This is a genomic window from Reyranella sp., assembly GCF_036558665.1.
Classification (GTDB): domain Bacteria; phylum Pseudomonadota; class Alphaproteobacteria; order Reyranellales; family Reyranellaceae; genus Reyranella.
The window spans coordinates 1-12,358 of record NZ_DATBFE010000036.1 but is presented as its reverse complement, the minus strand read 5'-3'; the positions used below and the strand labels follow the sequence as shown (position 1 = coordinate 12,358).

Genomic DNA, 12,358 nt, shown 5'->3' with positions numbered 1-12,358 from the left:
TGTTATATTGTTACCTTGCCGGAGTCCAGCCGCCGTTAACCGTTTGTTGATTGGCTCGTGTCCATGGGCATGGTCATGTTCTGCGCCATGCCGACCTTTTCCATGCCCGGCCGGCGTGCGCTCCTCGTCGGGGGGGTGTCAGTCACGGGCGCTGCTTTTCTCGCCGGCCGTCGCGGCCCCGTCGCGGCGCGCGAGACCTCGTCCGGACCGTGGGCTGTCGAGTTGTTCAGTTCGCAGGGATGCAGTTCGTGTCCACCCGCCGATCGGCTGCTGGGCGCGCTGGCGCGGCGGCCCGATATCGTCGCCCTGTCGTACCATGTCGACTACTGGGACTATATCGGCTGGAAGGATCGCTTTGCGACCGCCGCAACGACGGCACGCCAGCGCAGCTATGCGCGCGCCCTGAAGCAACGTTACGTCTATACGCCCGAGATGGTGGTCGACGGCATCGCCCACGATCCGGGTACCGCTATCGGACCGATCGAGAAGCTGTTGGCGAAGGCCGAGCGCCAGTCCCCGAGGCGCGCGACCCCGCAGTTGATCCTGCCACCTGGTGAGGCCCTCACGATCAAGCTCGCCCCCTTCAAGCTCGAGAAGGGGCCGGCCGACATCGTCTTTGCCGTCTACGATCGTCGGCACAGCACACCGGTGCACGCCGGCGAGAACGACGGTCGCACGCTCGAGAACTTCAACGTCGTGCGCCATTTCGAAGTGCTGGGCCGCTGGGACGGCCTGGCCGCGCAGTGGACGGTGGCGCCGGACCGCTTCATGCCCGACCAGGGGCTGGCGGTGCTGGTGCAGTGTGCGGAGCAGGGCCCGATACTCGGCTGCAACAAGCTCGAGCCGATGGCCACGGGCTAGGTCGGCTTCCGTACGCGGCCTTGCTTCGGCCGCAGACGCGCGCGAAGGTGGCCTCATGTCGCTGAGCAGCGCTGCCGGCCGCCTGACCGCGGTCCTCGGCCCCACCAATACCGGCAAGACCTATCTCGCGATCGAACGCATGCTCGGCCACGAGTCGGGCATGATCGGCTTTCCGCTGCGCCTGCTGGCGCGCGAGAATTATGATCGCATCGTGAAGATCAAGGGCGCGCACCAGGTCGCTCTGATCACCGGCGAAGAGAAGATCGCGCCGCCGGGCGCGCGCTACTTCGTCTGCACGGTCGAATCGATGCCGGTCGAGCGGTCGGTTTCGTTCCTCGCCGTCGACGAGATCCAGATGGCTGCCGATCCCGAGCGCGGGCATTTCTTCACCGACCGGCTTTTGCACGCGCGCGGCACGAACGAGACCATGCTTTTGGGAGCGGACACGATCCGCCCGGTCTTGAACCGCTTGTTGCCCGATATCGACGTCGTGGCGCGGCCGCGCTTCTCCAAGCTGAGCTATGTCGGGCCGAAGAAGGCGACGCGCCTGCCGCGTCGATCCGCCGTCGTCGGCTTCTCCGCCAACGAAGTCTATGCGATCGCCGAGCTGATCCGCCGCCAGCGCGGCGGCACCGCCATTGTCATGGGCGCCCTCAGCCCGCGTACCCGCAACGCCCAGGTCGACATGTTCCAGTCGGGCGAGGTCGAGTATCTGGTCGCCACCGACGCCATCGGCATGGGCCTCAACATGGACGTGAACCACGTCTGGTTCGCCTCCCTGCGCAAGTACGACGGGCGCATGTCGCGCCCCCTGCGCAATGTCGAGCTGGCGCAGATCGCCGGCCGCGCCGGACGGCACATGAACGACGGCACGTTCGGCACGACGATCGATGTCGGCGGGTTGGAGCCGGAAACCGTCGAGGCGATCGAGAACCATCGTTTCGATCCGCTGCGCGACGTGCAATGGCGCAATTCCGACCTCGATTTCCGCTCAGTCGAGGCGCTGCTCGCGTCGCTCAACACGCTGCCGCCGCACACGGCGTTGCAACGCGTGCGCGAACAGGACGATCAGCTCGCCCTGCTGACCCTGGGGCAGCGATCGGAGTTCCTGCCGCGTCTGCACGCGCCGGCACGCGTCAAGCTCTTGTGGGAAGTGTGCCAAGTGCCCGACTTCCGCAAAACGATGACCGAGGAACACACGAACCTCCTCGGCGAGCTCTTCCGACATCTGACGCAAGGCGGCGAGCGCCTGCCCGAGGACTGGATCGACAGTCACGTCAAGAGACTGGAGCGCTACGACGGCGACATCGACACCTTGATGGCACGCATCGCCCATGTGCGGACCTGGACCTATATTTCCCACCGGGCCGACTGGATCCAGCGCGCGACCAACTGGCAGGAACGCGCGCGGGCGATCGAGGACAGACTTTCCGACGTACTACACCAGCGTTTGACGCAAAGGTTTGTCGATAGACGCGCGGCACTGCTTGTACGAAGATTGCGCGATGAGGGTGAAATGACGACGTCTGTCGCCGATGCGGGCGAGGTCATTGTCGAGGGCGAGCATCTCGGGCGCATCGAGGGCTTTCGCTTCGTTCCCGACGTGACCGAGGGCCAGACGGATCAGAAGGCCGTGCTGACCGCAGCACTGCGCGCGCTGCGCGACAATCTGCCCGCGCGCCTGCAGTCGTTCACGTCGGCGCCGGACGGCGAGCTGGTGTTCGATTCGCACCTGCGCGTGTGCTGGGGCGGTGGCCCCGTCGCGCGGCTGCTGTCGAGCGGTGACGTGCTTGCCCCGAAGGTCGAAGCCTTGTCTTCCGATCTCCTCGACGGGCCGGCCCGCGAGGAAGTACGCAAGCGCGCCGCGACCTGGGTCGAGACCCGCGTCCGGCTCGGCCTCAGCGAACTCATGGATGCGCGCGCGACCACCGAACTGCCCGCAGGGGCGCGCGGCGTCGTCTTCCAGCTTTGCGAGAATCTCGGCGTTCTGCCGCGTCGTCCGATCGAGCAGCAGCTGGCCGAGCTTGGCGAGGAAGATCGCAAGGCGCTGGCGCGGCTTGGCGTGCGCGTCGGCGTCTACTCGCTCTACTTTCCCAGCATGCTGAAGCCGGTGCCGATCCGGCTGCGCGCCGGTCTCTGGATGGTAGCGCACAACCGCGAGACGATTGCTGCGCTGCCGGCTGAAGGCCGGACCTCAATGGATCTGCCGCGCGACGCCGAGCGCGATTTCTATGCCGCAATCGGCTATCTGCCGCTCGGCAACCACGCCATTCGCGCCGACATGGTTGAACGCCTGGCCGCAATGGCGCGCCAGGCCGTGCGCGAAAGTCGCGAGGCGGCGCGGCGCACGCAGCAGGAGAAGAAAGCGGAAAGCGCCGCACCGGCTGCGGCCGTGAGCTCGGCCAAGCCGTCGGTCGACGAGATCACCGAATGGGCAATCGTTGCTGCCGCTTTCGGCGAGACCGAACCCGACTCGCACGCCGGGGGGCAGGCCGCGACCGAGCCGGCCGCAGAGGCGACGAGCGCGGAGGCCGCGACGAGCGAAGGGGCCGCGGAGGCCACTCCAGCCGAATCGCAGACCCTCGAACCCGCTACCGCCGGGGAAGTCTCATCGGAAGGCGCGGCGCGGTCAGGCGAGGAAGCGAAGCCGCAGGAGATCGCCCCAGAGACTGTTGCGGAGGAAAAATCGAACGACGCCGAGCCGAGGCTGCTGCCGCCGGGCCATTTCCGCGCCACGCCCCAGATGATGTCGCTTGTCGGCTGCTCGGAGCCGGAGATGGCCGATGTACTGCGGGCCCTCGGGTATCGCGTGCTGCCGCCGCCCGTGGAAGGCGGCCCGCACAGCTTCTCGGTCAAGCCGCGCTTCCTGCGCGAGCGCGAGGAGCAGCGCGACCGGCAACGCCAGCAGCAGCGGGAGTACCGCGAGCATCGGCGCCGGGAACGGCCCGAGCGGCCCAACGAACGGCAATTCTTCGTCGATAGCCCGCGCCGCGATGGACCGAAGCGCGATAGTGCCAAGCCCCAGGGGGCGCGGCCCGACGGCGAGAAGGGCGGCGCGCGCGACGATCGCCGCGACGACCGGCCGCGCGGCTCCCGTCCGCCGCGTCGCGATGCCGGTGGACCGGCCCTGCGGCTTTACGCTACGACCGAGAAGAAAGGCGACGCTGTCGCCGATTCCCCCTTCGCCAAGCTGCTCGAACTGAAGCTCGGCGGAAAGAAGTAGCCGTCGCCTCGATGCGACTCGACAAATGGCTGTGGCACGCCCGCTTCTTCAAAACCCGATCCCTTGCCGCGCGTTATGTCGAGAGATCACGCTGCCGGGTCGACGGACGGGTAACCGACAAGCCGCACGCCACCGTTGCGCCCGGCATGGTCCTCACCTTCGCACAGGGGCCGCGCGTGCGGGTCGTTCGCATCCTCGCCCTTGGCGAACGACGTGGACCAGCGCCGGAAGCCAGAGCGTTGTATGATGAAATCGAGAGTGGCTGATCTGGAGCCTTGCGTCGGCCGCTGCCGCGCGTTAAGCACCCGCCCGCTCGGGTCAGGAGCCTGTTGATGACGTACGTGGTGACGGAAGCTTGCATCAAGTGCAAGTACATGGATTGCGTAGAGGTCTGCCCTGTGGATTGTTTCTACGAGGGCGAGAACATGCTGGTCATCAATCCGGACGAATGCATCGATTGCGGAGTCTGTGAACCCGAATGTCCGCCCGCGGCCATCGTCCCGGATACCGAGAAGGGCATGGAACAATGGCTGGAGCTTAACAGGACCTACTCCACCCAATGGCCCAATATCACCCGCAAGGGTGAGGCTCCAGCGGATGCCGATGCCTTCAAGGACGAAAAAGGCAAATTCGACAAGTATTTCAGTGACAAAGCTGGCGTCCGCTGAGGCACAGAAGGATATTCCGGAAGTCCTTTTGCGCTCTTTTGCTGCAGCCATGCAGCCTTCGCATGGGCGAACCGTTGCGAAAATGCAACATCGTACGCGACTCGCGACCAAATCTCTGTTATAAAGCCGGAGCTGGAAGCGGTCCGGGGTCCGGCCCGCCGCTGGCTCGGTGACCTTATCGGTATCCGAAAGCAACTTACCGGTATCGGCATCGGGCTGGATGCGCAGGGGAGCGTGTGCGGCGGGTCGCGGTATCGCAAATCGCGGGGCGAAGAGTGAAGGGAATAGACATGGCCAAGCCGAAGAAGCCAACGGCGAAGGCGAAGGAATTTGCTTTCGAGAAGGGCGATTTCGTCGTTTATCCGACCCACGGCGTGGGCCGCGTGATCGATATCGAGGCGAAGGAGATCGCCGGACACAAGCTCGACCTTTTCGTGATTTCGTTCGAGCAGGAACGGATGATGCTGCGGGTGCCGGTGGCCAAGGCCAAGATTTCCGGCCTGCGCAAGCTCAGCTCGCGCAAGATCATGGAGAATGCCCTGGTGACGCTGAAGGGCCGCAGCCGCGTGAGCCGCGCCATGTGGAACCGGCGCGCGCAGGAATACGAGGCCAAGATCAACTCGGGCGACCCGGTATCGATTGCGGAGGTGGTGCGCGATCTGCACCGCAACGCCGGCCAGCCCGATCAGTCCTACAGCGAACGCCAGATCTACGAAGCGGCACTCGACCGCCTGGCGCGCGAGCTCGCCGCCGTCGAGCGGATCGACAAGGACCTGGCGACGCAAAAGCTCAACAGCGTCCTGCAGAAGGTCGCGTAGAGCGTCGAAACGGAAGCCGAAGGCGGCGCGATCGCGCCGCCTTTTTCATGGCTGGACGATCTTGATCTGGGCCAGCCGGGTCAGCGCCGCCGGATTGCCGACTCCGTTCAGGGTCAACAGGCGCTCCAGCTGGTGGTCGCGGTACGGCATGCGACTGGCAATCGCCGCGGCCGTGGCCCCTGCCGGAGAGATCACGCGGAGGCGGAAAGGTTCAAGGGCGGCGACCTGCGCGTCCGACAGGTTGTGGAAGCTTCGCGCCGCCGCGGTCATGGCCTCGATGCGCCGGTCGCGGTCGGGCCCGTCGCTCAAGAGGTTGAAGTAGCAGAGGCCGGGACCGCGCCGCACCAGCACGTATCTGATTTGCGCCAGGCCGGTGTCCGAACCCCGCGGCTTGGAGCCGATCGCCGCCTCGGCGCCGCCGATTTCCGTCGCCTGGATGTTCGTGGGCGTGGGCTTCAGTTCGTTGCGCATCCAGTCGTCGAGGCGGCCGCGAACCTGCTCGTCCGTGCAGGAGAAGTACAGTAAGGACCGATCGCGGCCCACGCCGAGCACGCCGTCGTGCGCATTGAACAGCCGGAAATCCGGCAAGGCCGTGAAGGCAAGCCGCATCGTCGGATGGAGAAAGGAGGCACCGCGTACGAACCCCTCGTCCGGCGAGTCGTCGACCGACATTCCGTCGACGGCGGCGAGGTAGGCTTCGCGGCCTGATTTGCCCGGCCGCCGCGCCGGATCGATCGAGCGCAGCGCCATCAGGCGCTGCTCAGGGCCGGGATGTGTCGAGAGTGCGCTGCGGTCGTCCGTGTCCGGCGTCGGACCCATCAGCTCATCCTCGAGGCGCGCCTGAAGCTGCAACTTTTCGATCAGAGTCGTCATGGCATCGCCGCGGTAGCCGGCGCGAACGATGTAGCGGACTCCCAGCTGGTCGGCTTCGAGCTCCTGATCGCGGGAATACCGGCGCAGCGCCAGCAGTCCCTCGCGCGCGACCGAGCGGCCGACGGTGACCGATCCGCTCGCGACTGCCGCGTTGACGGCGGCATCGGTCACGTCGCGGCGCACACGCTCGCGCTTGGCGGCGTGCTTCTTCTCGATATGGCCCAGTTCGTGGCCGAACGCGGCGGCGAGTTCGGCCTCGTCGTCGATCAGCGCCAGCAGCCCGCGCGTGACGAATACGTAGCCGGACGAAATGGCATGTGCATTGGGCACCGGATCGTCGAGGACGAAAAAGCGGAAGGGCCCCGGCAGGTTCGATTGAGCGGCGACCTGGCGGCCGACGCGATCGACGAAGGCCTGCAGCGTCCGGGAAATGTAGACAGGCCCGACCTCGCGCTCGATCTGCGGTGGCAACGTGTCGGGTCCGCTTGCGGAGGAGATCTGCGGCGGATTGCTGCCGGTCGAGCAAGCGCTGGCGGCAAGAAGCAGCGCGATTAGCGCCAAAATACTCCGAAAAGCCACTGTCCCTCCTCGGCGCCCGCGCCAACTTAGCCGTTGGACGGCTGAGCCCGCAATGCGGCAACGCTGGAACCTGAGCCGCCTCTATGGCAGTGATGCGGTGGGACATCAGCATGCCGCGTTCCGAGACACCGCTTCGCTCCGACCTGTTTCCGGAAATCTCGCCGTATGCCAGCGGCATGCTGGCGCTCGACGGCCGGCACACGATGTACTGGGAGCAGAGCGGCAATCCGCAGGGGGTACCGGTGGTCTTCCTGCATGGCGGCCCCGGTGCCGGCTCGGCCCCTGTCCATCGCCGCTTCTTCGATCCGCAGTTCTACCGGGTCGTCGTATTCGACCAGCGGGGCTGCGGCCGTTCCATGCCCCTGGGCGACCTGCACGACAACACCACCGCGCATCTCGTGGCCGATATGGAAAAGCTCAGGGTCCATCTTGGCATCCCGCGCTGGCTGTTGTTCGGCGGGTCATGGGGCAGCACGCTCGCCCTAGCGTATGGCCTCGCCTACCCCGAACGGGCGACGGGCTTCATCCTGCGCGGGATTTTCCTCGGCGCACGCGCCGAGATCGACTGGTTTCTCCATGGCATGCGGACGATCTTTCCGGAGGCGTGGCGCGATTTCGCCGACCATCTGCCGGAGCATGAGCGCGGTGACCTCCTCGGCAATTATTATCGGCGCCTGGTCGATCGCAATCCCGACATCCACCGGCCGGCCGCCCGTGCCTGGAGCCGGTACGAGGCGGCCTGCTCGACGCTTTATCCGACAACGCGAGCGCCCTTCGAGTCCGACCACGGCGGCTTCGCGCTCGCCTTGTCGCGCATCGAGGCACACTACTTCGCACACGGCACCTTCCTGCCCGAGGGCTGGCCCTGGAACGATCTCGGCCGCGTACGCCATCTGCCCTGCACGATCGTGCAGGGACGCTATGACATCGTCTGTCCGCCGGTAACGGCCGACGTGCTGGCCCGCAGCTGGCCCGAAGCCCAGTATGTTGTCGTTGCCGACGCCGGACACAGCGCCCTCGAGCCCGGCATCCGCGCCGCCCTCGTCAATGCCACCGAAAGCTTTCGTCACTCCTTGTCGGACGAAGAGCTTTTCGCCCCACGCTTTCCCTGGGAAACGGCCTGAGGGAGCAGTGAGCGCTCCCGTCCTCGATCTGCCGCCCGAGCAGACCGCGCCCGCCGCCTGGTACGGACCCGACATGGCGAAGCGGACCGACTGGCTGATGATGCTATCGCCGGCCGAGGTCCGCGAGATCGAGTTGGCGACGCGAGCGCTCGCCGCACGTGAAGCCGACATCGCCGCCATCACTGTCGGTGACTTTCCGCTGCCCACGCTGGCAGCGAAGCTCAAGGCGCGGGTCCGGGACGAGGTGCTGGACGGGCGCGGTTTTCTCCTGATGCGCGGCCTGCCGGTCGAGCGCTGGACCATGCGGGAGGCGGCGACGGCGTTCTTCGGCCTCGGCACCCATCTCGGCAGCGCCCGCTCGCAGAATGCCAAGGGTCACGTGCTGGGGCACGTCAAGGATCTCGGCCTCGACGTGAATGATCCGAACGTCCGCATCTATCAGACCCACGAGCGCCAGACCTATCACACCGACTCCTGCGATATCGTCGGCCTGCTTTGCCTCAGGACCGCCAGGTCAGGCGGCCTGTCGGCGCTGGTCAGCTCGACGACGATCTTCAACGAGATGCGCCGGCGGCGGCCCGATCTTCTGACGTTGCTGTTCGAGCCGATCGCCACCGACCGGCGGGGCGAAATTCCGGCAGGCCAGAAGCCCTACTTCGAAATCCCGGTTTTCAACTGGCATCGAGGCCTTCTCAGCGCGATCTATCAGCGCCAGTACATCGATTCGGCGCAGCGCTTCCCCGAGGCCCCGCGCCTTGCTGCCAGGCAGGTCGAGGCGCTCGACATGTTCGATTCCCTGGCCAACGATCCCAAGCTGCATCTGTTCATGGAATTCGCTCCAGGCGACGTCCAGCTCGTGCACAACCACACGATGCTGCACGATCGCACTTCGTTCATCGACTGGCCCGATCCGGCGCGGCGGCGCCATTTGCTGCGCTTGTGGCTGGCCGCCTCCGACGCCCGGCCGCTGCCGGAAGTCTTTGCCCAGCGCTACGGCTCGGTCGCGATCGGCGACAGGGGCGGTATCATCGTGCGCGGCACCAAATTGAACGCACCGCTCGCAGCCATATGAGGAGGTCGGGTCGGATCACAGGCGGGTTGACCCGGCGCGGCGTGATCCCTAAGTGAAGGCCGCCGAAAGAAACCACACGAACTAGGGATTAACGTATGGCCAGCGATCCAACCGCGGGCGGCGCCCCGGCTGAGATGCCGGTCGAGAGCGCCGAAGACCTCGACATTCAAGCCCATCTGAGCGGGCTCGAGCGCCGTCTCGAGCAGCTCCAGGCCGAGAACGCCGAGCTGCAGGACAAGCACCTGCGCGCCGTCGCGGAGGCGCAGAATATTCGTCGGCGCGCGCAGCAGGACATCGAGAAGGAACGCAAGTTCGGCATCGAGCGCTTCGCCAGGGATGTACTTTCGGTGGCCGACAACCTCGGCCGTGCCCTGTCTGCGATGCCAGGCGACCTCGATGAACTCGATCCGGCGCTGCGCAACGTCGTTGCCGGCGTCCAGGCGACGGAGCGCGAATTGCTGTCGGTGCTGGAGCGCCATGGCGTGACGCGCATCGAGGCCCTGGGCAAGCCATTCAACGCCGAGTTCCATCAGGCGATGATGGAGATCGAAGATCCGTCGGTGCCGTCGGGGACCGTCGTGCAGGAGCTGATTCCGGGCTATCTGATTGCAGGCCGGCTGCTGCGTGCGGCCATGGTCGCCGTTTCCCGGGGCGGTCCCGCCCGGACCGCCAAGGCCGACAACGAAAACTGAGCAATGCCCGGCGAACCTGCCGGGGCGGTCGTCTTTGGGGGACGCACGGCCGGGAACCGCCATCCGGTCGCGCATTTGACTCGGCCCGATGGCGATTTCGCCGGTTTTCAGACGGCCAAACCATTGCAGGCAGCCCTATAGGACCTATATAGCCCCTGTCCTGACCCGGGCTTTCCGGCAGGTAACAATCGTACGGGGATCCGGCCGGCGCCCTCTCGGGGCCGGAGCGATCCGCCGAGCAAGAGAGTGGGAACATGGCGAAAGTCATCGGCATCGACCTGGGTACGACCAATTCGTGCGTCGCAGTCATGGAAGGCGGCGACACCAAGGTCATCGAGAATTCAGAAGGCGCGCGGACCACGCCGTCCATGGTTGCGTTCGCCGATTCGGGTGAACGCCTGGTCGGGCAGTCGGCCAAGCGCCAGGCCGTCACCAATCCGCTGAAGACCCTTTATTCCGTGAAGCGCCTGATCGGTCGTCGATTCGACGATCCGATGGTGGCCAAGGAAATGTCGTTGGTGCCCTTCAAGATCGTGAAGGCGTCCAACGGCGACGCGTGGGTCGAGGTGGCCGGCCAGCAATACAGCCCCAGCCAGATCTCAGCCTTCGTGCTGGGCAAGATGAAGGAGACCGCCGAGGCCTACCTCGGCGAGAAGGTCGAGCAGGCGGTCATCACCGTTCCGGCCTACTTCAACGATGCCCAGCGCCAGGCGACCAAGGATGCCGGCCGCATCGCCGGCCTCGAGGTGCTGCGCATCATCAACGAGCCGACGGCGGCCGCCTTGGCCTATGGCCTGGACAAGCGCAAGAGCGGCACGATCGTGGTGTACGATCTGGGCGGCGGCACGTTCGACGTGTCCATCCTCGAGATCGGCGACGGCGTGTTCGAGGTGAAGTCGACCAACGGCGACACCTTCCTGGGCGGCGAGGACTTCGACCAGCGGGTCATCACCTACCTGGCCGACGAGTTCAAGAAGGAGCAGGGCATCGACCTGCGCAACGACCGGCTGGCACTGCAGCGCCTGAAGGAGGCGGCCGAGAAGGCCAAGATCGAGCTCTCCAACTCCAAGGAGACCGAGATCAACCTGCCGTTCATCACGGCCGACCAGACCGGTCCCAAACATCTCGTGATCAAGCTCTCGCGCGCCAAGCTCGAGGCTCTGGTCGACGACCTGATCCAGCGCACGCTCGAGCCGTGCAAGGCTGCTCTCAAGGATGCCGGCCTGCAGGCTGGCCAGATCGACGAGGTGATCCTGGTCGGCGGCATGACGCGCATGCCCAAGGTCATCGAGGTCGTGAAGCAGTTCTTCGGCCGGGAGCCCGCGCGCAACGTCAATCCCGACGAGGTCGTCGCGGTGGGTGCGGCGGTCCAGGCCGCCGTCCTGAAGGGCGAGGTGAAGGACGTTCTGCTGCTCGACGTGACGCCGCTGTCGCTCGGCATCGAGACGCTGGGTGGCGTGTTCACCCGCTTGATCGAGCGCAACACGACCATTCCGACCAAGAAGAGCCAGATCTTCTCGACGGCCGACGACAACCAGACTGCCGTCACTATCCGTGTGTTCCAGGGCGAGCGTGAGATCGCCTCCCAGAACAAGCTTCTTGGCCAGTTCGACCTCGTGGGCATCCCGCCGGCGCCGCGCGGCGTGCCCCAGGTGGAGGTGACCTTCGATATCGACGCCAACGGCATCGTCCAGGTCTCGGCCAAGGACAAGGCGACCGGCAAGGAGCAGCAGATCCGCATCCAGGCTTCGGGCGGCTTGAGCGAGGCCGAGATCCAGAAGATGGTGAAGGATGCCGAGCTGCACGCCGAGGAGGACAAGAAGAAGCGCGAGCTGATCGACGCCCGCAACCAGGGCGAGGCGCTGGTCCATTCGACGGACAAGAACCTCAAGGAGTTCGGCGACAAGGTCGGCGAGGCCGAGAAGTCGGCCATCGCCAGCGCGCTCGAGGGCCTGAAGGGCGCGCTCACGGGCGAGGATACCGAGGCCATCAAGGCCAAGACCAACGATCTCGCCCAGGCCGCGATGAAGCTTGGCGAGGCGATGTACAAGGCCCAGCAGGCCGATGCTCAAGCCGGGGCGGCAGGGCCCGGTGCGGGCGCGGCTCCGGGCGGTGGCGCCGCGAACCAGGCGGGCAACGACAAGGTCGTCGACGCCGAGTTCGAGGATGTGACCGACAAGAACAAGAAGACGGGCTCCGGCTGATCCGGAGCAGGATAAGGACCACGGCCTCCCGCGTGAGCGGGAGGCCGAACTTTAGGCGGCAAGTGGGGGCTGCGTAGGGCGTATGTCGCAGGACTATTACGAGCTGCTCGGAGTCAACCGGACGGCAAGCGCCGATGACATCAAAAAGGCGTTCCGAAAGCTCGCCATGCAGCACCACCCGGATCGCAACCGGGACGACAAGGACGCCGAACGCAAGTTCAAAGAGATCAACCACGCCTACGAC

The 12,358-nt window shown here is 65.9% G+C and carries 10 protein-coding genes and 1 pseudogene; 10 read left to right on the top strand and 1 reads right to left on the bottom strand.

All coding sequences use genetic code 11. From position 1 onward, the window contains the following. The first annotated feature begins 87 nt into the window (after positions 1 to 87). The 5 genes from VH499_RS05350 to VH499_RS05330 all read left to right on the top strand — a co-directional run bounded on the left by VH499_RS05350 (position 88) and on the right by VH499_RS05330 (position 5,570). Complete coding sequence (locus VH499_RS05350; RefSeq protein WP_332051661.1) at positions 88 to 861, top strand: DUF1223 domain-containing protein; 774 nt, start codon at positions 88 to 90, stop codon at positions 859 to 861. A 55-nt stretch (positions 862 to 916) separates the two neighbouring features. Continuing rightward, the gene (locus VH499_RS05345; RefSeq protein ID WP_332051660.1) at positions 917 to 4,084 is read left to right on the top strand and encodes a helicase-related protein; all 3,168 of its coding nucleotides are present in this window, start codon (positions 917 to 919) and stop codon (positions 4,082 to 4,084) included. 11 nt (positions 4,085 to 4,095) lie between these two features. Continuing rightward, positions 4,096 to 4,350 carry an RNA-binding S4 domain-containing protein gene (locus tag VH499_RS05340; RefSeq protein ID WP_332051659.1) on the top strand — a complete coding sequence of 85 codons (255 nt, stop codon included), beginning with the start codon at positions 4,096 to 4,098 and terminating at the stop codon, positions 4,348 to 4,350. Between the two features lie 66 nt (positions 4,351 to 4,416). Continuing rightward, positions 4,417 to 4,752 (top strand): ferredoxin FdxA, encoded by a 336-nt coding sequence (fdxA, locus tag VH499_RS05335; protein WP_332051658.1) that lies wholly within the window; start codon positions 4,417 to 4,419, stop codon positions 4,750 to 4,752. 290 nt (positions 4,753 to 5,042) lie between these two features. Next, positions 5,043 to 5,570 carry a CarD family transcriptional regulator gene (locus VH499_RS05330; RefSeq protein WP_332051657.1) on the top strand — a complete coding sequence of 176 codons (528 nt, stop codon included), beginning with the start codon at positions 5,043 to 5,045 and terminating at the stop codon, positions 5,568 to 5,570. A 45-nt stretch (positions 5,571 to 5,615) separates the two neighbouring features. On the opposite strand, the gene VH499_RS05325 is transcribed toward VH499_RS05330, so the two are convergent. After that, positions 5,616 to 7,022 carry a M48 family metalloprotease gene (locus VH499_RS05325; protein WP_332051656.1) on the bottom strand — a complete coding sequence of 469 codons (1,407 nt, stop codon included), beginning with the start codon at positions 7,020 to 7,022 and terminating at the stop codon, positions 5,616 to 5,618. 110 nt (positions 7,023 to 7,132) lie between these two features. Between VH499_RS05325 and pip the strand changes: the two genes are divergently transcribed. The 5 genes and pseudogenes from pip to VH499_RS05300 form a co-directional block, all read left to right on the top strand. Next, positions 7,133 to 8,146: a prolyl aminopeptidase gene (pip, locus tag VH499_RS05320; RefSeq protein ID WP_332051655.1), complete on the top strand. Its 1,014-nt coding sequence runs from the start codon at positions 7,133 to 7,135 to the stop codon at positions 8,144 to 8,146. 7 nt (positions 8,147 to 8,153) lie between these two features. After that, positions 8,154 to 9,218: a TauD/TfdA family dioxygenase gene (locus tag VH499_RS05315; protein WP_332051654.1), complete on the top strand. Its 1,065-nt coding sequence runs from the start codon at positions 8,154 to 8,156 to the stop codon at positions 9,216 to 9,218. Positions 9,219 to 9,313: 95 nt separating this feature from the next. Next, positions 9,314 to 9,910, top strand: coding sequence for a nucleotide exchange factor GrpE (gene grpE / locus VH499_RS05310; protein WP_332051653.1), 597 nt, complete (start codon positions 9,314 to 9,316; stop codon positions 9,908 to 9,910). A gap of 233 nt (positions 9,911 to 10,143) precedes the next feature. Further along, a pseudogene (dnaK, locus tag VH499_RS05305) lies at positions 10,144 to 12,114 on the top strand (molecular chaperone DnaK); the annotation flags it as partial. A gap of 82 nt (positions 12,115 to 12,196) precedes the next feature. Beyond that, the coding region (locus VH499_RS05300; RefSeq protein WP_332051678.1) for a DnaJ domain-containing protein at positions 12,197 to 12,358 on the top strand (162 nt) is incomplete at its 3' end.